We start from the raw sequence: 21119 nt of genomic DNA on the forward strand, positions 1-21119 counted from the left end.
AATTACCAAAGCGCCACGGTGTAACCGACGATCAGGCGGTTTTCATCGAGGGCGGTCGTCAAGCCATTGCCGGAGCGGAAGGTCACGTTGCGCCAGCGCAGGCTGACGTTCTTGAACACACCGCTCTGGATGACGTAGCTGATATCGGTGTCGCGCTCCCATTCGCGCCCGTTGTCGACGGTGCCGGCCTTGACGTGGCGACCGTCGGTGTAGCGGGTCATGAAGGTCAGACCGGGAATGCCTTGCGCCGCGAAGTCATAGTCGTAACGCAGCTGCCAGGAGTCCTCGTCGGCGCGGGTGTAGGTGTTGTAGGTCACCAGGTTGACCACGTACGGGTCACCGCCATTGAGGAACGGAAAGGCGCTGTCGCCAGACAGTTGCTGGTAGGTGGCGCTGACCTTGTGGGCACCGTGGGACACCGTGAACATGCTGTTGAAGTTGCGGTTGTCGATGCGCCCGGCCCGCTCGGCGCCGTCGCCACGGCTGTCGAAATAGCGGATGTCGCTGCGCAGGTTGAAGCCGTTGCCCAGCGGTTGCGTGTGAATCAGTCCGACGAATTGCTGGCGGTAGATCTGTTCGAGCTTGCCGTAGTAGTAGCTCACGTTCAGTTGCGGACTGAACGCGTAGCTGCCGCCACCGAAGTCGAAGTGATCGCTGGTGGCGGCGCCGTAGCCGATGTCATCGTTGCTGGAAGAATCGCGCAGGTTGGCCTTGGTCAGGCGTCCGGCATTCACCGTCAGGCCGTCGATCTCCTGGCTGGTCAGCAAGCCACCTTTGAAAGTCGAAGCCAGCAGGCGCGTGTCGTTGTAAGTCGCCACGGGCAACAAGGGCTGCAGGGTGCCGAGTTTCAATACGCTTTTGGACACCCGCAACTTGCCGGTCAGGCCCAGTTCGCTGTAATCGTCGTCGGGTTCATGGCTCTGCGGGCCAAACGGCAGCAGCCCGGTGCCACGGCGATCCGCGCTGGAGTCGAGCTTGAGCCCCAGCTCACCCAGTGCGTCGAGACCGAAACCGAAGGTGCCGTCGGTGAACCCGGATTCGACCCGCGCAGTGAACCCCTGGGCCCATTCTTCGGCCTTCGATTGCGGTGCGTTGTCCTGACGGAAATCGCGGTTGATGTAGTGGTTACGCATTTCGATACGGGCCTTGCTGTCGCCAACGAAGTCGGCCATGGCGCTGGGCGCGATCATGGGCAGACTCAATGCGGCGGCCAGCGAAAACAGTGATTCGTAAGGTGCAGTACGTGCGGGTTTCATTATTTTTATTCCCTGCCAACGGATCGATCGTCGTTTAGTGTTTGCTGGCGCCGGAGGCACCGATGCCGGTCATCGAGCGAATGAACTGCGCCAGATAACGGCCGCGCTCCAGGGCGGCCCGGGGCGAGGCGTCGGTGACGGAAAACAGCCATGCACTAAAGAACGCCAGGCTCATGGAAAACAGGGCCGGGTTGGCGTACGGGAACAGCGCCTTGTCGTGATGCATCACGTTGACCCACACCGCCGGGCTCAGTACCAGCAGGACAATTGCCGAAACCAGTCCGGACAGGCTGCCAACGACCGCGCCACGGGTGGTCAGGCCTTTCCAGTACATCGAAAGGAACAGCACCGGGAAATTCACCGAGGCGGCGATGGCGAGTACCAGGCCCGAGAGGAAGGCGATGTTCTGCGACTCGAACAGCAGGCCGAGGATGATTGCCAACACGCCGATGCACAGGGTGGCGATACGCGACACGCGCATCTCTTGTTGTTCGCTGGCCTGGCCCTTGCGCATCACGCAGGCATACAGGTCGTGGGACACCGCCGAGGCGCCGGACAGCGCCAGACCGGCCACCACCGCGAGAATGGTGGCGAAGGCCACCGCCGAGATGAAACCGAGGAACAGGTTGCCGCCCACGGCCTGGGCCAGGTGCACGGCGATCATGTTGCCACCGCCGATGATCGCGCCGCTGGCGTCACGGAATGCCGGGTCGGTGCCAACCATGACGATGGCGCCGAAACCGACGATGATCAGCAGCAGATAGAAGTAACCGATGAAGCCGGTGGCGTAGAACACGCTTTTACGCGCTTCCTTGGCATCGCTGACGGTGAAAAAGCGCATCAGGATGTGAGGCAAACCGGCGGTACCGAACATCATGCCCAGGCCCAGGGAAATCGCGTCGATCGGGTTGGACAGCAAGCCGCCGGGGGCCATGATCGCGCCGCCCTTGGCGTGCACGGCAGTGGCACCGGCAAACATCGCTTCGGTGCTGAAACCGAAGTGCTTGAGCACCATGAACGCCATGAAACTGGTGCCGAACAGCAGCATCACGGCCTTGATGATCTGCACCCAGGTGGTGGCGAGCATGCCGCCGAAGGTGACGTAGAAGACCATCAATACGCCGACCAGCATCACGGCGTAGAGGTAGTCGATGCCGAACAGCAATTCGATCAGCTTGCCGGCGCCAACCATCTGCGCCACCAGGTACATCAGTGCCACGGTCAGGGTGCCGAACGCCGAAGTCAGGCGCACCGGGGTTTGTTCCAGGCGATAGGAAACCACGTCGGCAAAGGTGTATTTCCCGAGATTGCGCAGGCGCTCGGCAATCAGGAACAGGATGATCGGCCAGCCGGCCAATACACCCAAGGCGTAGAGCAGGCCGTCGTAGCCGTTGAGGAACATCATTGCGGAAATGCCGAGGAACGAGGCTGCCGAGATCATATCGCCGGCAATCGCCAGACCGTTCTGAAAACCGCTCATGCCGCCGCCAGCGGTATAGAAGTCGCTGGCGGAGCGGGTGCGCAGTGCCGCCCAGCGCGTCACGCCGAGGGTGAACAGCACGAACACCAGGAACATGCCGATGGCGTTCCAGTTCAGCGGGCGGGACGCGCCGTCGGCGGCCACCGCCAGATCAGTGACTGCCGCCAGCGGCAGCAGGAACAACGCGAGAAGACGGCTCATCGGGCGCACTCCTGCTTGAGTTTTTCATTCAACGGGTCGATCACGTTGTTGGCGCGATAGACATAGAAACCGGTCAGGGCAAAGGCCAGTAGCACGATCACCACACCCACCAGCATGCCCACGGTGGTCACGCCGCCACTCAGGGATTGGCCGAGGGTAGAAGGGGAGAAAGCCACCAGCAGTACGAAGCCGTAATAGATCACCAGCATGGCCAGGCTCAGTGACCAGTACAGCTTCTGTTTGCGACGAACCAGCTGGATGAAATCCGGGTGCTGGCGGATGAGTTCTATTTCCTGGGGTGTCATGAGGCGCGCTCCTTTGTTGTTTTTGTATGAACGAACTGTGTCTGGCTCTTGTGGCGAGGGAGCTTGCTCCCGCTCGGCGGTGCAGCCGTCGTAAATCCAGCATCCGCGTTCTCTCTGACTAAACGAGATGGCCGGTTTTGGGGCCGCTTCGCAGCCCAGCGGGAGCAAGCTCCCTCGCCACAGGATTTTGTGGATCATTCGATGGCGGCAGAAGCATCAAAGCTGATCGAAATCCAGCACCACCTTGTCGCTGACCGGGAAGGCCTGGCACGACAGCACATAACCGGCGGCCACCTCGTAGTCTTCCAGGGCGTGGTTGCTGTCCATTTCCACTTCGCCTTCGATGACCTTGCACTTGCAGGTCGAGCACACGCCGGCCTTGCACGAGTAGGGCAGTTCGGCGCCCTGGGCATTGCCCGCATCGAGGATGCTCTGGCTGTTGCGCGGCAGGTCGAACGCCAGGGCGCGGCCGTCGCTGATCACGGTGATCTGGCTGACCGCCGCATCCACTTGCCGCGCCGCTTCGCGGGCTTCGCGCTTTTGCTGGCTGCCGGCGGCGGCGAACAGTTCGAAATGGATGCGCCCGGGCTGCATGCCCTTGGCCTTGAGGCTGTCGCGCACGGTCTCGGTCATTTCCTGTGGGCCGCAGATGAAAGCAGCGTCGAGGGCCTTGACGTCGATCCAGCGGCTGAACAGTTGCTCGCATTTCTCGGCGTTGATCCGGCCGTTGTACAGGTCGACGTCCTGCTGTTCGCGGCTGAACACGAAGATCAGGTTCAGGCGTTGCAGGTAGCGGTTTTTCAGGTCTTCCAGTTGTTCGCGGAACAGCGCGCCGGAGCTTGAGCGGTTGCCGTACAGCAGGGTGACGCGGCTGTGGGGTTCGGTTTCCAGGGTGGTCTTGATGATCGACAGGATCGGCGTGATGCCGCTGCCGGCCGCCACCGCCAGGTAGTTGCCATGGTGCGCCGGGTCGAGTTCGACGCAGAAGTGTCCGGCCGGTGGCATCACTTCCAGGGTGTGCCCGGCTTTCAGCTGTTCGTTGGCAAACGCCGAGAAGCGCCCACCGGCCACACGCTTGATGGCGACACGCAGTTCACCGTCGTTGACCCCGGTGCAGATCGAATAGGAACGGCGCACTTCTTCACCGTCCAGTTGGGTGCGCATCACCAGGTGCTGGCCCTGGGTGTAATGAAAACTGTCTTGCAGCTCCTGCGGAATCTCGAAGGCGATGGACACCGCATCACGGGTCTCGGCGCGCACGTCCTTGATGGTCAGGCTGTGAAATTTGCTCATTGTTGTTCTCCAGCTGGGACGGCCGATTCGCCGCTCAGATGCACTTGAAATAATCGAACGGTTCCCGGCAATCGACGCAGCGGTACAGGGCCTTGCACGCAGTGGAGCCGAACTCGCTGAGCACCTCGGTGTGGGCGCTGGCGCATTGCGGGCATAAAACCAGTGGGCTTTCACCCAGCAGGCTGCGCTTGCTGGTGCTGCCTTCGGGCGGGGCGATGCCGTAGGCGCGCAGGCGTTCGCGACCGCTGTCGCTGATCCAGTCGGTGGTCCAGGCCGGGGTCAATTTGCGCTCCAGCTGCGGCGCCTTGAACCCGGCGAGTTCCAGGGCTTCGCGGATGTCGCTCTCGATCACTTCGGTGGCCGGGCAACCGGAGTAGGTCGGCGTAACCACCACGTGAAGGTGACCGGCCTGCCAGTCCAGATCGCGGACGATGCCGAGGTCGACGACACTGACCACCGGCACTTCCGGGTCCATGACTTCGGACAGGATCGCCCACGCGGCAGCCAGGTCGGTCGGTTGAGCCGGCCGGGCGCCGAGGTCGCTGGCGATCAGCTCACCAGGTTGCATCGGGGTACGCTCGTGGCAGGAACTGCATTTCGGCCAGCAGAATGCCCAGGTGTTCGGTGTGCAGGCCTGTGCGTGCATTCAGGTAGAAATAGCTTGGCGTCGCGGGCACGGGCAGGGTGGCGCTGCTGAAGATCTGCTCGACTTTGGCTTGCCACTGGGCGGCGACGCTGGCGATGTCCGCAGTGATGCCGGCTGCGCACAGTCGCTGTTCGCTGTCATCGGCGGCGATCAGTTCAACGGTGAAGCGCCAGACCTCGGGAATCGCGGCGAGCATGCGCCGATTGCTTTCCTCGGTGCCGTCGCCCATACGCTCGATCCATTCGCCGGAGCGGCGCAGGTGATAGGTCACTTCCTTCACCGCCTTGGCGGCAATCCCGGCGATACGCTCGTCGCTGGACTGGCTCAGGCCCTGCAGCACCGGCAGATGCCAGGCGTCATAGAGGAACTGCTTGAGCATGGTCACCGCGAAATCGCCGTTGGGTTGCTCCACCAGCAGCAGGTTGCGATAGGCACGCTCGTCACGGCGGAATGCCAGGTGATCGGCATCGCGGCCGTCGTCCAGCAATTCGGCGGCGTATTCCAGCCAGTTGCGCGCCTGGCCCACCAGGTCGAGACCGACGTTCATCAGCGCCAGTTCTTCTTCCAGCGCCGGCGCCTTGCCGCACCATTGGCACAGGCGCTGGCCCTGGATCAGGGCGCTGTCGCCGAGGCGCAGCAGGTATTCGATCAGATCGGTCTTGTTATTCATGGTCGACCTCACATGTGCCCGACTTCGGCCGGCAGCTCGTAGAAGCTGGCGTGGCGGTAAACCTTGTCGTCCGACGGATCGAACAGCGGGTCTTTTTCATCCGGCGACGAAGCGGTGATCAGTGCCGAAGGCACCACCCACAGGCTCACGCCTTCGCTGCGACGGGTGTAGAGCTCGCGCGCGTTCTCGATGGCCATGGTGGTGTCAGCGGCATGCACGCTGCCGACGTGCTTGTGGTTGAGGCCGTGCTTGCTGCGCACGAAGACTTCGAAGAGGGTCCACTCGGACATATCAGTTACTCCACATCAGGTGGCCGGATCAGGCGGCGTTCTTGTTTTGTTTTTTGCGGGCATGGGCGACGGCGGCTTCACGCACCCAGGCACCGTCTTCAATCGCCTTGCGGCGGGTGGCGACGCGTTCCTGGTTGCACGGGCCGTTGCCCTTGAGCACTTCGTAGAATTCGCTCCACTGGATTTCGCCGAAGTCGTAGTGGCCGCGTTCGGCGTTCCACTTCAGATCCGGATCGGGGCAGGTGCAGCCCAGCAGTTCCAGTTGCGGGATGGTCTGGTCGATGAAGCGCTGGCGCAGTTCGTCGTTGCTCTGGCGCTTGATTTTCCAGGCCATGGATTGAGCACTGTTGGGCGAGTGTTCGTCGCTTGGGCCGAACATCATCAGCGACGGCCACCACAGGCGGTTGATCGCGTCCTGGACCATGTCTTTTTGCGCCTGAGTACCGTGACGCATCATGGTCAGGAGGATTTCGTAGCCCTGGCGCTGGTGGAAGCTCTCTTCCTTGCAGATACGCACCATGGCCCGGGAGTAGGGGCCGTAGGAGGTGCGCTGCAGCACCACCTGGTTGACGATCGCCGCACCATCGACCAGCCAGCCCACCGCGCCCATGTCGGCCCAGTTCAGCGTCGGGTAATTGAAGATGCTCGAGTACTTGGCCTTGCCGCTGTGCAGCTTGGCGATTTCTTCGTCGCGATCGGCGCCGAGGGTTTCCATGGCGCTGTACAGGTACAGGCCGTGGCCGGCTTCGTCCTGGATCTTGGCCATCAGTTGCAGTTTGCGTTTGAGCGATGGGGCGCGGGTGACCCAGTTGCCTTCGGGCAGCATGCCGACGATTTCGGAGTGGGCGTGCTGGGAAATCTGCCGGATCAGGGTCTGGCGGTAGGCATCTGGCATCCAGTTCTTGGCTTCGATCTTGATTTCTGAATCGATTTTTTCCTGGAAGACGCGTTCCTGTTCGGACATCTCCGAGAGGTCCTTGATGCGCTTGACGCCGGTTTCTACGAGCTGTGCGTACATTTTTCAGTTCCCGCCTTGAATCTGTTCTGGGGCATGGAGAACTTTATAAGCGATACAGAAATTAATATCAAACACAAAATGACGTGTCGTAATTGTTTTTTGTATCGCTTTGGGATGAATGGGGGGAGGTCGGCGTACATATCCATTTCTTTGGTAACGGCCACTGGCGGTTTCGCCCTTACGGCGACTCACTTTTTTTTCAAACGCCAAAAAAAAGTAAGCAAAAAAAGGCTCGCCCCGAGCGTCCGGCCCCTCGCTAAGGCTCGGCGTTCCTTCGCTCCGGCATTCATCCTTCCGAGGGGGCGGGTGGATCAAGGTCAAGATCAAGAGCTGCAGGCGAGCTAACGCTCGGCCTGTTGAGTGGTGAAGAGCTCGGGTGTACTCAGATCAACTGTAGGAGCCGGCTTGCTGGCGATAGCGCCCTGCCAATCACCCAATCATTACCAAATGCCCCAATCCAACTGTGGGGCCAGCCTGCTGGCGATAGCGCTATGTCAGGCGCAACGATGTCGTCTGAACGGCCGCCATCGCCAGCAAGCCGGCTCCTACAGAGGGAGATGCGCACGAACCAGTTAAACAGGCCGGCCGGTAGGCCGCCTCGCGGTGCTGTGGCGGTACTCGCCCCCTCGTGAGGCCGAGTGGAGGTTCTGCGCAGTGGGCAACCCGGCATGGATGCCGGGTTAGCCGCCCCCGGCCATGGATGGCCGATGGCGGCGGGCCCACGGAGCAGGACCGGAGCGAGGGCATGCCGAGCCACAGCGAGGCACCGAACGAAAGGGGCAAAAGCGCTTGGTTACTTGGCGCTTTTCCAAGTGACCCGCCGTAAGGGCGGAACCCTAAGTGGCCGTGACCACAGCAACGGATATGTACACCAGCAATGACACGGTCGGCTGTCAGGCCGCCATCGCTGGCAACCCAGCTCCCACAGGGACTACGCGGATCAAAAAAACACAAAAAAAGCCCCGCAAAAGCGGGGCTCAAAAGGGTGCAGCAGTCATGCTTTCGGACGGTTATCCAACACGTGGCAAGCCTTGCCTTCCGACCGTTTGATCGAATGGAACGGCTGCAAGACAATCCGCGAACTGATGCCGATGTACGTCTTGATGTGCTTGCTCAACTCGCCACAAACAGCCTTCTGCTGTTCATTGCTCAGGTGCTGGTGCTCAGCTTTCAACTCGACATGCACATCAACGCTGTCCAGATTGCCATTGCGATACAGATGGATCTCATAGCATTCGGCAAGCTGTTTGACTTTGAGCACCTGTTCTTCAATCTGCGTCGGGAACACGTTGACCCCGCGAATGATCAGCATGTCATCGCTGCGGCCGGTGATTTTGTCGATGCGGCGCATCGGCCGTGCGGTGCCCGGCAGCAGGCGCGTCAGGTCGCGGGTGCGGTAGCGGATCATCGGCAGGGCTTCTTTGCTAAGGGATGTGAACACCAGTTCGCCCATCTGCCCGTCCGGCAGCACTTCGCCGGTCACCGGATCGATGATTTCCGGGTAGAAGTGGTCTTCCCAGATCGTCGGGCCGTCCTTGGTTTCGGCGCATTCCATGGCGACGCCCGGGCCCATGATTTCCGAGAGGCCGTAGATGTCCAGGGCGGTTATCCCCAAGCGTGCCTCGATGGCGTTGCGCAGTTCGGCGGTCCACGGCTCGGCGCCGAAGATGCCCAGGCGCAGGGCCAGTTTGTGCGGGTCGATGCCTTGGCGCTCGATTTCGTCGGCGATATTGAGCATGTAGGACGGCGTGACCATGATGATGTCCGGCTGGAAATCCTTGATCAGTTGCACTTGTTTTTCAGTCTGGCCACCGGACATCGGGATCACCGTGCAACCCAGGCGTTCGGCGCCGTAGTGCGCGCCGAGGCCGCCGGTGAACAGGCCGTAGCCGTAGGAGATGTGCACCTTGTCGCCACGGCGGCCACCGGCAGCGCGGATCGAACGGGCAACCACGTTGGCCCAGGTGTCGATATCGTTCTGGGTGTAGCCGACCACGGTCGGTTTGCCGGTGGTGCCGCTGGAGGCGTGCAGGCGCACGATGTCGTGCATCGGCACGGCAAACATGCCGTACGGGTAGTTGTCGCGCAGGTCGGACTTGGTGGTGAACGGAAACTTCGCCTGGTCGTCGAGGGATCTGATGTCGTCCGGGTGCACGCCCAGCGCATCGAAACGCTGACGGTACAGCGGCACATTGTTGTAGGCGTGGTTCAGGCTCCAGCGCAGGCGCTCCAGCTGATGCTGGCGCAGCTCGTCGATGCTGGCGGTTTCCAGCGGGTCCAGCACAGGGTTCAACACGGCTTGGGCAATTGGCATGTTCATGTGTTCACTCGAATTGTTTTTGTGTTCCAGCCCCTACGTTCAGGGGCTTTGAGTGCATGCCCCAAGGATACCTCTCGGCTCCCGGGGAATCGCGATTCTTTAGTGGGATAGACGCTCGATGATCAGCGCGATCCCCTGGCCAACCCCGATGCACATGGTGCACAGGGCGTAGCGGCCATTACGTTCTTCCAGCTCGTGCAGGGCGGTGGTCACCAGGCGCGCGCCGCTCATGCCCAATGGGTGGCCGAGGGCGATGGCACCGCCGTTGGGGTTGACCCGTGGGTCGGTGTCGCTCAGGCCGAGCTCGCGCAGCACCGCCAGACCCTGTGCGGCGAAGGCTTCGTTGAGCTCGATCACGTCCATGTCCGCCAGGCTCAGGTTGGCCAGTTCCAGCACTTTGCGCGTGGCCGGCACCGGGCCGATGCCCATGATGCGTGGCTCGACGCCAGCGGTGGCCATCGCCACCACCCGACCACGTGCAATCAGGCCGTGGCGCTTGGCGACTTCCGGGCTGGCCAGCAGCAGCGCGCAGGCACCGTCGTTGACCCCGGAGGCGTTGCCGGCGGTGATGCTCCCGCCTTCGCGGAATGGCGTGCCGAGTTTGGCCAGCTGCTCGAGGGTGGTATCGCCGCGCGGGTGTTCGTCGTGCTCGACCACTTTGGCCGGGCCTTTGCGCTGCGGGATTTCGACCGCAACGATTTCCTTGGCCAGACGCCCATTGGCCTGGGCGGCAGCGGCGCGTTGCTGGCTGCGCAGGGCGAAGGCGTCCTGGTCGGCGCGGGAGATGTTGAACTGTTCGGCGACATTCTCTGCCGTTTCCGGCATGGAATCGATGCCGTAGGTCTTTTTCATCAGAGGATTGACGAAGCGCCAGCCGATGGTGGTGTCGAACATCTCGGCCGCACGGGAAAACGCCTGCTCGGCCTTGCCCATCACCAGCGGTGCACGGGACATGGACTCAACGCCACCGACCAGCATCAGCCCGGTTTCGCCGCTGCGAATCGCCCGGGCGGCAGTGCCGATAGCGTCCAGCCCCGAGCCGCACAGGCGATTGAGGGTGGTGCCTGGCACGCTGACCGGCAAACCGGCCAGCAGCGCCGACATGCGCGCGACGTTGCGGTTGTCTTCGCCGGCCTGGTTGGCGCAGCCGTAGATCACGTCGTCGACGCTGTTCCAGTCGACTTGCGGGTGACGGCGCAGCAGTTCACGCAGCGGCACCGCGCCAAGGTCGTCGGCGCGCACGCTGCTCAGGACGCCGGCGTAACGGCCAATCGGGGTCCGGACTGCGTCGATGATCAGGGCGTCATTCATTCGGGTTCTCCTGCGTCAGCACCGGGCCGCGCACTTTGTAGGATTTGCCATGGAACAGGGCGATCAACTGGCCCTGCTGGTTTTCGATGCGTACGTCGTAGTTGCCGGTGCGACCCGAACGGCTCTGCTCGATGCAGTCGGCGTTCAGCGTGTCGCCCAAGCGCGCCGGGGCGATGTAGTCGATGCTGCAACCGATGGCCACGGTGGCCTCGTTGTAGCTGTTGCAGGCAAAGGCAAACGCCGAATCGGCGAGGGCGAACAGGTAACCGCCGTGGCAGGTGCCGTGGCCCTGGAGCATGTCGGCGCGTACGGTCATGCCGACGCGGGAGCATCCGGGGCCGGCCGAGAGCAGGCGCATGCCCATGGCCTGGCTGGCGGCGTCGCGCTGGAACAGCGATTGCGCGCACTCGCTGGCGAGGGTCATGGCTTCGTGGTTAGTCATGGAATGTTCTCCCTTCGGCGACGCGACGGCGCAGCAACAGCGACGGCCGGTAGCGTTCTTCGCCATAGCTGGCTTGCAGGTTTTCCAACACGTTCAGGATGTGTGGCAGGCCGACGGCATCGGCCCAGGCCAGCGGACCTTGCGGGTAATTGACCCCGGCGCGCATGGCCAGGTCGATGTCCTCGGCCGAGGCCACGCCTTGCAGCCACGCATCGGCCGCTTCGTTGGCGAGCATCGCCACGGTGCGCAGCACGGCGAGGGCCGGGCTGTCGCTGAGCAGGCTGACCTTGAGCCCGGCGCGTTGCAGCAGGGCGATACCGTGTTCGAGAGCCAGCGGATCAATGCCCGCCGCGTGACTGATGGCGATGCGCTGGGCTTTGCCGTAGTCGAACGCCAGGTCCAGCAGGATCAGGTTACGCAGCCCGTCTTCACGCGCCCGCTGACACGCCATGCGCCCGTCGCTCAGGGCCAGCACCGCGTCACCGACCCGCAGCAAACCCTGGCCGTCACGCTGGATGATTTCGACGCCTTGTTCACGCAGGCGCGCCAGCAAACCCTGGGCAATGCCCAGGTCGCCTTCGACAGCACAAACGTCGACTTGCGCTTCGCTGCTGATCTGCGCGGCTTGCGGACGTTGCGCATCTGGGCTGTAGCTGTAGAAACCCTGGCCGCTTTTGCGCCCCAGGCGTCCACCGTCCACCAGTTCTTTCTGGATCAGCGAAGGCAGGAAGCGCGTGTCCTGGTAATAAGCGTCGAAGACCGAACAGGTCACGGCGTAGTTGACGTCATGGCCGATCAGGTCGGTCAGCTCGAACGCGCCCATGGCAAAGCCGCCGGCCTCGCGCATCACCGCATCCAGTGTCGAGCAGTCTGCCGCGCCTTCCTGAAGCATTCGCAGGCTCTCGGCGTAGAACGGCCGCGCTACCCGGTTGACGATGAAGCCTGGCGTGGAGCGGGTGTGCACCGGTTTTTTGCCCCAGGCTTTGGCGGTGTCGTACAGGCACTCGGCGAGTGCCGGATCACTGGACAGCCCCGAGACGATTTCCACCAGTGCCATCACCGGCGCCGGATTGAAGAAGTGCAGGCCCAGCAGGCGGTCGGGATGATCAAGTTGCGCGGCGATGCGGGTGATCGACAGCGACGAGGTGTTGCTGGCGAGGATGCAATGCTCGCCACAGATGCCTTCGAGCTGGCGGAACAGTGCACGCTTGACCTCAAGGTTTTCGACGATGGCCTCGATGATCAACTCGCAATCGGCCAGCGCTTCGATGGCTTCCACCGCCTGCAGACGGGCAATGGTTGCGCTGCGCGATTCGGCCGACAGTTTGCCGTTTTCGACTCGCTTGCCGAGTTGCCGATCAATGCCTTCAATGGCTTGCGCAGCAGCGCCAGGACGATTGTCCAGCAGCAGCACCGGATGCCCCGCCTGCGCCGCGACCTGGGCAATGCCCGCGCCCATGGCTCCGGCGCCGATCACGGCGATGCGTGCAGATGTGTTCAATGCGGTCATGACTCAGCGCCCCTTGAAGCTTGGGGTGCGTTTTTCCATGAAGGCGCCGACGCCTTCTCGGTAATCCTCGCTGCGCCCGGCCAGACGTTGCAGGTCTCGCTCCAGTTCCAGTTGCTCGTCGAAGCTGTTGCTCATGCTGGCGTTCAGGCTGCGCTTGATCAATGCCAGGCCGTAGGTCGGCTGGGTGGCCAGATGGCGGGCCAGTTTCAAGGCTTCGTCGCGCAAATCGGCGTCGTCCACACACTGATAAATCAACCCCCATTGCTCGGCTTGCTCGGCGCTCAGGCGATTGCCGAGCAGGGCCAAAGCCTTGGCGCGGGCCATGCCGACAAGGCGCGGCAGGGTCCAGGTGCCACCGGAATCAGGGATCAGCCCGATCTTGCAGAACGCCTGGATAAAACTCGCCGAACGCGCCGCCAGCACCAAGTCGCAGGCCAGCGGAATGTTGGCGCCGGCCCCGGCGGCCACGCCGTTGACCGCGCAAATCACCGGCATCGGCAGGTCGCGCAACTGGCGGATCAGCGGGTTGTAGAACTTCTCGATGGACTCCCCCAGATCCGGCACAGCGCTGCCCGGTGCGACATTGCGATCGCTCAGATCCTGCCCAGCGCAGAAGCCGCGACCTTCACCGGTCAGCAGCAACACACGCACGTCCGGGTTCTGCCGCACTTGCTTGAGCGCTTCCTTCACTTCGCCATGCATCTGCGTATTGAAGCTGTTGAGCTGTTCCGGACGGTTGAGGCTGAGCAGGGCGACGCCGGCCTCGATGGAAAACAGGATGTGTTCGAAGTTCATGGTCTTGGCGCTCTCTTGGCGATCTCGAATTCGGTGATTACTGCCCGGTGAAGGTCGGCAGGCGTTTTTCCTGGAAGGCGGCGATGCCTTCGTTGCGGTCGCGGGTACCGGCCAGCACGGTGAAGGCGTGGCGCTCGAAACGCAGACCGCTGGCCAGATCGGTGTCCATGGCCTTGAGCAATGCTTCCTTGGCCAGGCGTACCGCCAGTGGGGCTTTGGCGGCGATAGTGCGGGCGATGTGCAAGGCGCGTTCGACGGTCAATTCCGGTTGAGTGACTTCGCTGACCAGGCCGGCACGCTGGGCCTGACGGGCGTCGATCGGCTCGCCGGTCAGGACCATTTGCATGGCCATGGATTTGCCGACGGCGCGAAGCAGGCGTTGGGTGCCACCGGCGCCGGGCATGATCCCGAGGTTGATCTCCGGTTGGCCGAAACGGGCGTCTTCGCCGGCAATGATGATGTCGGCGTGCATCGCCAGTTCGCAGCCACCGCCGAGGGCGAAGCCGTTGACGGCAGCGATCAGCGGCTTGCTGAAACGGGTGATGGCCTGCCACGAAGCCTGGCGCGGGTCGTCGAGGATGCCGACCAGATCGCGCTCGGCCATTTCCTTGATGTCGGCACCGGCGGCGAAGGCTTTGCGGCTGCCGGTGAGCACGACGACGCGGGTGGCCGGATCGGCCTGGGCGGCGCTCAGTTCGTCCGCCAGTTCACCCAGTAATTGAGTGTTGAGGGCGTTCAATGCTTGCGCACGCTGCAGGGTAATCAGGCGGACGCCAGGCTCGATCAACTCGACGGCAAGGGTTAGAGGCATGGCGGATGCCCTCACGGTGCACGCTCGGCGCGGTGCCGGCTCGTTATTGGATCGGCCGCGGGGGCCGGTTTTGCCCAAGTATAGCTATAACGTGATACGTAAATGCAATACTAAAATATGGTTAATGTGTCTTATTGGTCGAGTTTTCAGTTTGTTCTATCGCCGATTGAGCGACACTGATGGTGCGTTTTATCCCGTTTTCATTGAGCTGAACGCTGATTTCAGGGCCCTGCAGGCCTTCGTCGGAAAGGCCGGTTCCAAGTGATACGGTTTTTAGTCTTTGTGCTGGTAAAAATGATGTGATACAAAATGAATCATTATTTGCATCGCTTTGTGAAGGACGCCCCCATGACCTGCTACAGCCTTGATGGCCTGACCCCGGTGGTAGACCCGACTGCTTATGTGCACCCGTCCGCCGTGCTGATCGGTGACGTGATCATCGGCGCGCATTGCTATGTCGGTCCGCTGGCCAGCCTGCGCGGCGATTTCGGACGGATCGTGCTGGAGGAGGGCGCCAATCTGCAGGACACCTGTGTGATGCACGGCTTCCCGGACAGCGATACCGTGGTTGAACGTAACGGCCACATCGGCCACGGCGCGGTGCTGCACGGTTGCCGCATTGGTGCCGATGCGCTGGTGGGCATGAATGCGGTGGTGATGGACAACGCCCGGATCGGCCCGCGTTCTTTTGTTTCGGCGGCGGCGTTCGTCAAGGCGGGTTTCGAATGCCCGGAGCAGTCGCTGATCATGGGCGCCCCGGCCAGCGTCAAGCGCACCCTCAGTGATCAGGAAGTGACGTGGAAGCAGGCGGGAACGCGTGAGTATCAGCAACTGGCCAAGCGCTGCCTGGAACAGATGCAGGTCTGCGAACCTTTGAGCGAACCGGAGCCGGATCGCCCGCGTATCAGTGACAGTGGTTTGCGGCCCAAGGGCAATACCGCATGAACACGGAACCCCTGTAGGAGCCGGCTTGCTGGCGATGGTGTGTCAGTCGACACCCAGGTAGCTGATAATCGCCAGCAAGTCGGCTCCTGCAAGGGGATTGGGCTTAACCCCATGGCTTTCGGTATATTCCTTTTCTTTTTTCGCTCGGTACGCCCATGTCGTCCCTGACACCTTTGAACCATCTGATTACGCGCTTCCAGGAGCAGACGCCGATTCGCGCCAGTTCCTTGATCATCACGTTGTACGGTGATGCCATCGAACCCCACGGTGGCACCGTGTGGCTGGGCAGCCTGATTCAATTGCTCGAGCCGATCGGCATTAACGAACGGCTGATCCGCACCTCGATTTTTCGTTTGACCAAGGAAGGCTGGCTGACCGCCGAGAAGGTCGGTCGCCGTAGCTATTACAGCCTGACGGGCACCGGTCGCCGGCGTTTCGACAAGGCCTTCAAGCGGGTCTACAGCACCACGATGCCGGCCTGGGATGGTTCCTGGTGCCTGGTGATGCTGTCGCAATTGACCCAGGACAAGCGCAAACAAGTGCGCGAAGAACTGGAATGGCAAGGTTTTGGTGCGATTTCGCCCGTGGTCCTGGCGTGCCCGCGCAGCGACCGAGCCGATGTCAACGCGACCTTGCTCGACCTCGGCGCCCAGGAAGACACCATCGTCTTCGAGACCACCGCCCAGGATGTGCTGGCCTCCAAAGCCCTGCGCCTGCAAGTGCGCGAGAGCTGGAACATTGAGGAGCTGGCGACTCACTACAGCGAGTTCATCCAGTTGTTCCGACCGCTCTGGCAAGTGCTTCGCGAGCAGGAAAACCTGCAACCGGCCGACTGCTTTCTGGCGCGGATCCTGCTTATTCACGAGTACCGCAAATTGCTGCTGCGTGACCCGCAACTGCCGGACGAATTGTTGCCCGGCGATTGGGAAGGGCGTGCGGCCCGGCAGTTGTGCCGCAATATTTACCGTTTGATTTACGCCAAGGCCGAAGAGTGGCTCAACAGCGCACTGGAAACGGCCGATGGTCCGTTGCCGGATGTCGGTGAAAGCTTTTATCGGCGTTTTGGCGGACTGAAATAGCACGTCATTGTTCAGGAAGTGGTGCGGTTCAGGAGACTTGAAGCATCCCGATGTCGTGTGGATTGGCGTAGACAATAAAAATAAGCCTGCGTGAGGCCTGACATGATTTCTACAACCGCACAGCGCCAGGATGGGTTCGATCAGTGGATCCATCAGATCAACCAGATCTGCGGCGCATTCAACGCACAACCCCTGGGCAGCGACTTTGCCGGGCAGATCCGCGAGTACCGTAGCGACGCCCTCAAGCTCAGCTTCGTCGATGCGTGCCAGGCGCGGCTTTACCGCACGCCGCAGCAAGTGGCGGCGGGCGAGGGCGGCAAGTATTTTGCGGTGTTCCAGCTCGATGGCACCGCGGGCATGGCTCAGGGCGACGACAAGGTGCTGTTGTCCGCTGGCGATATCACGCTGATCGATGCCTCGCGGCCCAGTGACTTCACCTACAGCGAAAACTCCCGGCAGTTGTCGCTGATCCTGCCTTATCAGCTGGTCGAGCAAACCCTGCGTTTCAATCAGGTCAGATGCGGCCACCGAATTGCCGCGACGTCACCGATCGCCATGCTGTCGCACCGGCTGATCCTCGATGCCACGTGTCAACAGCACCTGACCCGGCAAGAAAGCGAAGCGACCCTGGAAGCCATTGTCAGCCTGCTGCGGCCAGCCATCAGCCAGACCGAAGATGGCACGGACCTGCACGAGCGCACCTTCCGCAAGACCCTGAGTGTTATCGATCAGCACATCCGCTCGGAAGAGCTGTGCCCGGAATGGCTGGCGCGGGAAGTCGGCATGTCGACCCGAGGCCTGTACCGGATGTTTGCCAAGAAAGGCCTGGTGGTGGCGCGCTACATCAAGAACCGCCGCCTGGACCTGTGCGCCGAATCGCTGCGCCAGGCGGGCAAGGAGCAGAAATTGTCGGTGCTGGGGTATTCGTGGGGTTTTTCCGATTCGAGTTACTTTTCCACAGCATTCAAATCGCGCTTTGGCATTGCGCCGGGGGAGTATCGCAAGCAACACGCCTGAGGCATTTTCATGAGCACCGAATAATCCTGTAGGAGCCGGCTTGCCGGCGATGGCGGTCTTGAGCCATGCGTCGATCTTTCGGGCGCCATCGCTGGCAAGCCAGCGCCTACAGGGGGCATTGCATGGTTACTTCGGGGAATTGAGGTTCAGCGTCGGCGTTTCATCGAAGAAGTTCCACGGTTTGAGCAGCACATGCACCCACTCGGTCGGCATGATCGGCCATTCTTCGGCGCGGGCAATGTGGGTGGTGCCGGTGGTCAGCCAGACCACGTCGTCGGTGTTCTCGATGGACTGGTTATCCTGGGTGAATTGCCCCAGCCCCGAGTCCTTGTCCGAGCGGTTCGGGTATTTGCCTTCCGGGTACTTTTCCTCCGGGTTGTATTGCGTTACCCACAGTTGTTTGTCCATGAAACTCAAGCGGTGATAGAGCCATTCGTCCTTGCCGAAATTGGCACCCTTGGCCACCGGGTGCGTGCCGCCGGCATACGGAATCAGCTGATAGGAAACCGGGTTGCCGACTTTGTTTTCCTTGCTGAAGTTGGTCAGCAGGCGCACGGTCGACGGGTCGAATTTCTGCGCCGCCTGTTGTTCGCTGGTGACCACTTTGGTTTCGGTCTGCATGGTGCTGGTGCGCGGTCCGCCACGGTCGTTGGGCAGCACCACCGGGTTCACTTCCACCAGTGAGTTCTGCTCGCCGTCGACGTCCATATCGAGGCGGAAATTATAGATGTGCTGGTGCGTAGTGCCGACGATGTTGTGGTCGAGCAGGGTGCCGTAGCGCGTGTCTTCCTTGGCGGTGTCTTCGTGCATGGTCCTGGACTTCACACCCTTGACCGCTTCGATCCCGGTGGCGCCGGCGTCGATGCCGAGGGTGCCGTTCTGCTGGAAGACCCAGTCGAAGATGTAGTCGTAGTTGCCCACGGTACTGATCCAGCGCACCACCAGTTCACGACGCTCGGTGCTGAGGTTGGGCTGGCCCATTTCCTGGTGTTTGTACTCTGGCCCGGCGTAGCGCTCGAACACCGCAATGGCGCGGGGAATCGCGGTCGGTGCGCCGGTGTAGTCGGCGATGGTGGCGTCCAGCAACACGGCGTTTTCCGGGGCGTCTTTGCCGCGGGCAATCGGCGAGGTCAGGGTGCCCATGCCGTATTCGCCGGAATCGAGGTAGGCCTTGAAGTACCAGCCGACATCCGGGTCGCCGTAAGGCACGATCATCCCGCCCAGCGAACCTTCGTACATGATTTTGCGTTTCTTGCCCTTGTCGTCATAAGTGACGGTGGACAGGATCGGCCCGACCCGCGAGTCGAGGCGCACGTGGAAATCCCAGTTCTGCCAGTGAATGCTGTTGCCGCTGATGGTGTAGTTCTTGCCCTCCGGCTCGATGATTTCCAGTGGCTTGACGGCTACGCCCTGACGTCCACGCCCGTCATAAGGCGTGGGTTTCATCGGCACTGGAATCAGGGCTTCGTCTTCGATCTTGATCAGTTTTTTCTGTTCCAGATCGACAATCGCCACCAGCCCTTCGATCGGGTGCGCCCAGTAATTGCCGTCATCGACATTCAGGTAGCTGACGATTTTCAGCAGGCGCTTGTCCTGCGCCAGGCCGTCCTTGCCGTCGAAGTAGCCGACAGTCAGCGGTGTGGCCACAACCTTCTTCACATCATTGATACCGCGCTTGGCCAGGGCTTGCGCGTATTCCGGGCTGGTCTCCACGGCGGTTTGCACCGTTGCGAAATCGTCCAGCAACAGCATGCCGTGGGCGCCTTGCACCGGTTTCCAGGACTTGAGTTGTTGGCTGTCCAGATCCACCAGCGCTTCGATCACATGCTTGCCGTCCAGCACCACGATTGAGGCCTGGCGCGGCTGGGTGACGTTTTGTCCGGTGTAGATGAAGTTCCACACCTGATCCTTCGGCGGTTCCTTGACCGAGACCTCGGTGAAACGAAAGCCAGGTTTGTAGTGTTCCGACTGCTTGAGGATATCCACTGCCGTCGTGATTTCCGCTGCGCTCAACGGGTTGAGCGGGCTGGGGCGGGTTTCGACGACGAAGGTCTTGTCCAGGCCGGACTGGAACACCTGGTTGATGAAATCCTTGGACATGAACGCGGTGTGGTGCTTGAACACCACCGGCACCGTCAGCTCGATACGCTTGCCGTTGAGCATGGCCACTTTGCTGTCGGGCTTGACCTTGAGGTAGACCCCGTCCTTGGCAATGGTGAACAGGTTCGAGTAATCGTCCCACTTGACCGTGGCACCAAACGCTTCCAGACCCGCTTGCAGGGGAACCATTTCTGCCTGACCACCGTGGGCGTGGGCATTGCCTGCCCAGAAAGGCAGGCCGAGGGCGCTCAGGGAAATGGCCAGGGCGAGGCGGGCAAGCGGTGATTTTTTGGGCGATGCGTGGTTGCTGAGCATGTGAGCATTCCTGGGGAAAAGCCGGTGACTGGCATTCTTGCACTTTGCTACAACCCGTCGCCGACTGCATTTGGATTCCTGCCAGATTGCTTGGGATGCCTGCCTTTGTCGGCACCCGTTCGCTGGCGATAATGATGCGCCAGCGAACAGGCTATCCGGTTCCTACGGGCGCATCGCCAGATAGGAATTGCGCAGGTCGCTGGCCCAGCCGTCGAGCACGGCCTTGACGTTGGCCGCGGTGATGATTTGCTGATCGTTGTCCAGCGGGACACCCGTGCCCTTGCGCACCACTTGCGCAACCACCGCTCTGGTCCCGCCGTCGAGAAACACCACCTCGGTGGCGATTTCACTGTCCTGATCACGGATCCCGGTGGCCGTGCTGACACCCGCTGCAACCAGGGTAACCGGCAGCCATTCATAATAGCGCAGGCTCTGAGTGCTGGCCGTCACGCCCGTGATTGCAGGCCGGACGATCAGGGTGTTGGGCCCCGGGGTTGTGACCACGGGCAAGATTTTGCCCAGTTCATGCTTGAGCGCGGCGTCGTAATACCAGGTGGTGTCCGAAAGCGTGGTCTGCGGAATCCGCTCGGTGGGCAGGGCTTTTGGATAGAACTGGCTAGGTTCGATATAAATCTGCGTGTAACGCTCGACCTTGAGGGTCGGACTCACCCAACTCAGCACGGTTTGACCGGACGGCGACCGGCGCTCCGTCAAGACGCTGTAATCCTTTAAAAAACCGGTGTAGGCCTCAGGTGCGACTTTTTTGTTGCTGCACGCCGAGAGGGCAATGGTCACGGCAGCCAATAGCGGCAGCGAGAAGTGTTTTCTCATCAAGGGATTTCCTGGGTGGATGGGTTACGCAACGGGCAGGCCGATGATCACTGGCTGTCCGGCAGCTCTTCCGAGCATTCGATCCGCAGGCCGCCATGGGCCATGATCCAGTGGGTGAATTCGGCAATCGGCACCGAGTGGATGTATTCCACCCAGTTGCTGTCAGTCGGGCTGTAGCGCTCGAAATAGCGGCGCAGCACCACGTGGGTCCGATCGTCGGTCAGTCCCACACATGCCTGCTGGAATAGAATGGGTTCGTTGTGCCCTGGCGTACTGGTGCGCTGATTGAGGATCACGCTATGCGCGCTGTCGGCCGCCTCGATCGGGTAGGTGCTGTTCGATCCCTGCATGGAAGACCTCATGGGTTGGAAGTCGCGCAGGTTGCCGCAGGGGAATTGCGGCGGTATGTCCGGATGATGTCCGCGGTGTAGAAATGTTGCTCGATTGAAATATATGACCCTGGCCGCGGAATGGTTTTAGATAC

The 21119-nt window shown here is 61.6% G+C and carries 20 protein-coding genes; 3 read left to right on the plus strand and 17 right to left on the minus strand.

The window, feature by feature from the left end; translation table 11 throughout:
* Positions 1-2 precede the first annotated feature (2 nt).
* The 14 genes from KHO07_RS08890 to paaF form a co-directional block, all read right to left on the minus strand.
* A complete protein-coding gene (locus KHO07_RS08890; protein ID WP_212626954.1) occupies positions 3-1256 on the minus strand; it encodes an OprD family porin in 1254 nt (417 codons plus the stop codon).
* A 34-nt stretch (positions 1257-1290) separates the two neighbouring features.
* On the minus strand, positions 1291-2937 hold the full coding sequence (locus KHO07_RS08895; protein WP_150735399.1) for a cation acetate symporter: 1647 nt from the start codon (positions 2935-2937) through the stop codon (positions 1291-1293).
* Complete coding sequence (locus KHO07_RS08900) at positions 2934-3242, minus strand: DUF485 domain-containing protein (protein ID WP_075948232.1); 309 nt, start codon at positions 3240-3242, stop codon at positions 2934-2936. Before KHO07_RS08900 ends, KHO07_RS08895 begins: the two co-directional genes overlap by 4 nt.
* A gap of 216 nt (positions 3243-3458) precedes the next feature.
* On the minus strand, positions 3459-4535 hold the full coding sequence (gene paaE, locus KHO07_RS08905) for a 1,2-phenylacetyl-CoA epoxidase subunit PaaE (protein WP_212626955.1): 1077 nt from the start codon (positions 4533-4535) through the stop codon (positions 3459-3461).
* 34 nt (positions 4536-4569) lie between these two features.
* On the minus strand, positions 4570-5103 hold the full coding sequence (paaD, locus tag KHO07_RS08910; protein ID WP_212626956.1) for a 1,2-phenylacetyl-CoA epoxidase subunit PaaD: 534 nt from the start codon (positions 5101-5103) through the stop codon (positions 4570-4572).
* Positions 5090-5851, minus strand: coding sequence for a 1,2-phenylacetyl-CoA epoxidase subunit PaaC (gene paaC, locus KHO07_RS08915; protein ID WP_150735402.1), 762 nt, complete (start codon positions 5849-5851; stop codon positions 5090-5092). Before paaC ends, paaD begins: the two co-directional genes overlap by 14 nt.
* An 8-nt stretch (positions 5852-5859) precedes the next feature.
* On the minus strand, positions 5860-6141 hold the full coding sequence (paaB, locus tag KHO07_RS08920) for a 1,2-phenylacetyl-CoA epoxidase subunit PaaB (RefSeq protein ID WP_007943393.1): 282 nt from the start codon (positions 6139-6141) through the stop codon (positions 5860-5862).
* A gap of 28 nt (positions 6142-6169) precedes the next feature.
* The gene (gene paaA / locus KHO07_RS08925; protein WP_212626957.1) at positions 6170-7159 is read right to left on the minus strand and encodes a 1,2-phenylacetyl-CoA epoxidase subunit PaaA; all 990 of its coding nucleotides are present in this window, start codon (positions 7157-7159) and stop codon (positions 6170-6172) included.
* Between the two features lie 994 nt (positions 7160-8153).
* Positions 8154-9479 carry a phenylacetate--CoA ligase PaaK gene (gene paaK, locus KHO07_RS08930; protein WP_212626958.1) on the minus strand — a complete coding sequence of 442 codons (1326 nt, stop codon included), beginning with the start codon at positions 9477-9479 and terminating at the stop codon, positions 8154-8156.
* Positions 9480-9578: 99 nt separating this feature from the next.
* Complete coding sequence (pcaF, locus tag KHO07_RS08935) at positions 9579-10790, minus strand: 3-oxoadipyl-CoA thiolase (RefSeq protein ID WP_212626959.1); 1212 nt, start codon at positions 10788-10790, stop codon at positions 9579-9581.
* Complete coding sequence (gene paaI / locus KHO07_RS08940) at positions 10783-11232, minus strand: hydroxyphenylacetyl-CoA thioesterase PaaI (RefSeq protein WP_212626960.1); 450 nt, start codon at positions 11230-11232, stop codon at positions 10783-10785. Before paaI ends, pcaF begins: the two co-directional genes overlap by 8 nt.
* Complete coding sequence (gene paaH / locus KHO07_RS08945) at positions 11225-12742, minus strand: 3-hydroxyacyl-CoA dehydrogenase PaaH (protein ID WP_212626961.1); 1518 nt, start codon at positions 12740-12742, stop codon at positions 11225-11227. The genes paaI and paaH overlap by 8 nt, the downstream gene beginning before the upstream one ends.
* Positions 12743-12745: 3 nt before the next feature.
* Positions 12746-13537 carry a 2-(1,2-epoxy-1,2-dihydrophenyl)acetyl-CoA isomerase PaaG gene (gene paaG / locus KHO07_RS08950; protein WP_212626962.1) on the minus strand — a complete coding sequence of 264 codons (792 nt, stop codon included), beginning with the start codon at positions 13535-13537 and terminating at the stop codon, positions 12746-12748.
* A 37-nt stretch (positions 13538-13574) separates the two neighbouring features.
* Positions 13575-14348 carry a 2,3-dehydroadipyl-CoA hydratase PaaF gene (gene paaF, locus KHO07_RS08955; protein ID WP_212626963.1) on the minus strand — a complete coding sequence of 258 codons (774 nt, stop codon included), beginning with the start codon at positions 14346-14348 and terminating at the stop codon, positions 13575-13577.
* 348 nt (positions 14349-14696) lie between these two features.
* Between paaF and paaY the strand changes: the two genes are divergently transcribed.
* The 3 genes from paaY (at position 14697) to feaR (ending at position 17389) form a co-directional block, all read left to right on the plus strand.
* Positions 14697-15293 (plus strand): phenylacetic acid degradation protein PaaY, encoded by a 597-nt coding sequence (gene paaY / locus KHO07_RS08960; protein WP_212626964.1) that lies wholly within the window; start codon positions 14697-14699, stop codon positions 15291-15293.
* A gap of 155 nt (positions 15294-15448) precedes the next feature.
* On the plus strand, positions 15449-16372 hold the full coding sequence (paaX, locus tag KHO07_RS08965) for a phenylacetic acid degradation operon negative regulatory protein PaaX (protein WP_212626965.1): 924 nt from the start codon (positions 15449-15451) through the stop codon (positions 16370-16372).
* 102 nt (positions 16373-16474) lie between these two features.
* Positions 16475-17389, plus strand: a complete 915-nt coding sequence (gene feaR, locus KHO07_RS08970; protein ID WP_212626966.1) for a transcriptional regulator FeaR — start codon at positions 16475-16477, stop codon at positions 17387-17389.
* Between the two features lie 126 nt (positions 17390-17515).
* Here feaR and tynA read toward each other — a convergent pair whose 3' ends face one another.
* The 3 genes from tynA to KHO07_RS08985 all read right to left on the minus strand — a co-directional run bounded on the left by tynA (position 17516) and on the right by KHO07_RS08985 (position 20985).
* Positions 17516-19804 carry a primary-amine oxidase gene (gene tynA, locus KHO07_RS08975; RefSeq protein WP_212626967.1) on the minus strand — a complete coding sequence of 763 codons (2289 nt, stop codon included), beginning with the start codon at positions 19802-19804 and terminating at the stop codon, positions 17516-17518.
* A 162-nt stretch (positions 19805-19966) separates the two neighbouring features.
* Positions 19967-20635, minus strand: coding sequence for a DUF3313 domain-containing protein (locus KHO07_RS08980; RefSeq protein ID WP_212626968.1), 669 nt, complete (start codon positions 20633-20635; stop codon positions 19967-19969).
* Positions 20636-20682: 47 nt separating this feature from the next.
* Positions 20683-20985, minus strand: coding sequence for a hypothetical protein (locus KHO07_RS08985; RefSeq protein ID WP_150735413.1), 303 nt, complete (start codon positions 20983-20985; stop codon positions 20683-20685).
* Between the last annotated feature and the right edge of the window lie 134 nt (positions 20986-21119).

Origin of the sequence: Pseudomonas sp. PP3 (assembly GCF_905336995.1) — a bacterium.
GTDB classification, from domain to species: domain Bacteria; phylum Pseudomonadota; class Gammaproteobacteria; order Pseudomonadales; family Pseudomonadaceae; genus Aquipseudomonas; species Aquipseudomonas reinekei.

Excerpts from the sequence above, each read along its gene's own strand:
- KHO07_RS08890 (WP_212626954.1), bottom strand. The coding sequence starts at position 1,256 with ATGAAACCCGCACGTACTGCACCTTACGAATCACTGTTTTCGCTGGCC.
- KHO07_RS08895 (WP_150735399.1), bottom strand. The coding sequence starts at position 2,937 with ATGAGCCGTCTTCTCGCGTTGTTCCTGCTGCCGCTGGCGGCAGTCACT.
- KHO07_RS08900 (WP_075948232.1), bottom strand. The coding sequence starts at position 3,242 with ATGACACCCCAGGAAATAGAACTCATCCGCCAGCACCCGGATTTCATC.
- paaE (WP_212626955.1), bottom strand. The coding sequence starts at position 4,535 with ATGAGCAAATTTCACAGCCTGACCATCAAGGACGTGCGCGCCGAGACC.
- paaD (WP_212626956.1), bottom strand. The coding sequence starts at position 5,103 with ATGCAACCTGGTGAGCTGATCGCCAGCGACCTCGGCGCCCGGCCGGCT.
- paaC (WP_150735402.1), bottom strand. The coding sequence starts at position 5,851 with ATGAATAACAAGACCGATCTGATCGAATACCTGCTGCGCCTCGGCGAC.
- paaB (WP_007943393.1), bottom strand. The coding sequence starts at position 6,141 with ATGTCCGAGTGGACCCTCTTCGAAGTCTTCGTGCGCAGCAAGCACGGC.
- paaA (WP_212626957.1), bottom strand. The coding sequence starts at position 7,159 with ATGTACGCACAGCTCGTAGAAACCGGCGTCAAGCGCATCAAGGACCTC.
- paaK (WP_212626958.1), bottom strand. The coding sequence starts at position 9,479 with ATGAACATGCCAATTGCCCAAGCCGTGTTGAACCCTGTGCTGGACCCG.
- pcaF (WP_212626959.1), bottom strand. The coding sequence starts at position 10,790 with ATGAATGACGCCCTGATCATCGACGCAGTCCGGACCCCGATTGGCCGT.
- paaI (WP_212626960.1), bottom strand. The coding sequence starts at position 11,232 with ATGACTAACCACGAAGCCATGACCCTCGCCAGCGAGTGCGCGCAATCG.
- paaH (WP_212626961.1), bottom strand. The coding sequence starts at position 12,742 with ATGACCGCATTGAACACATCTGCACGCATCGCCGTGATCGGCGCCGGA.
- paaG (WP_212626962.1), bottom strand. The coding sequence starts at position 13,537 with ATGAACTTCGAACACATCCTGTTTTCCATCGAGGCCGGCGTCGCCCTG.
- paaF (WP_212626963.1), bottom strand. The coding sequence starts at position 14,348 with ATGCCTCTAACCCTTGCCGTCGAGTTGATCGAGCCTGGCGTCCGCCTG.
- paaY (WP_212626964.1), top strand. The coding sequence starts at position 14,697 with ATGACCTGCTACAGCCTTGATGGCCTGACCCCGGTGGTAGACCCGACT.
- paaX (WP_212626965.1), top strand. The coding sequence starts at position 15,449 with ATGTCGTCCCTGACACCTTTGAACCATCTGATTACGCGCTTCCAGGAG.
- feaR (WP_212626966.1), top strand. The coding sequence starts at position 16,475 with ATGATTTCTACAACCGCACAGCGCCAGGATGGGTTCGATCAGTGGATC.
- tynA (WP_212626967.1), bottom strand. The coding sequence starts at position 19,804 with ATGCTCAGCAACCACGCATCGCCCAAAAAATCACCGCTTGCCCGCCTC.
- KHO07_RS08980 (WP_212626968.1), bottom strand. The coding sequence starts at position 20,635 with ATGAGAAAACACTTCTCGCTGCCGCTATTGGCTGCCGTGACCATTGCC.
- KHO07_RS08985 (WP_150735413.1), bottom strand. The coding sequence starts at position 20,985 with ATGCAGGGATCGAACAGCACCTACCCGATCGAGGCGGCCGACAGCGCG.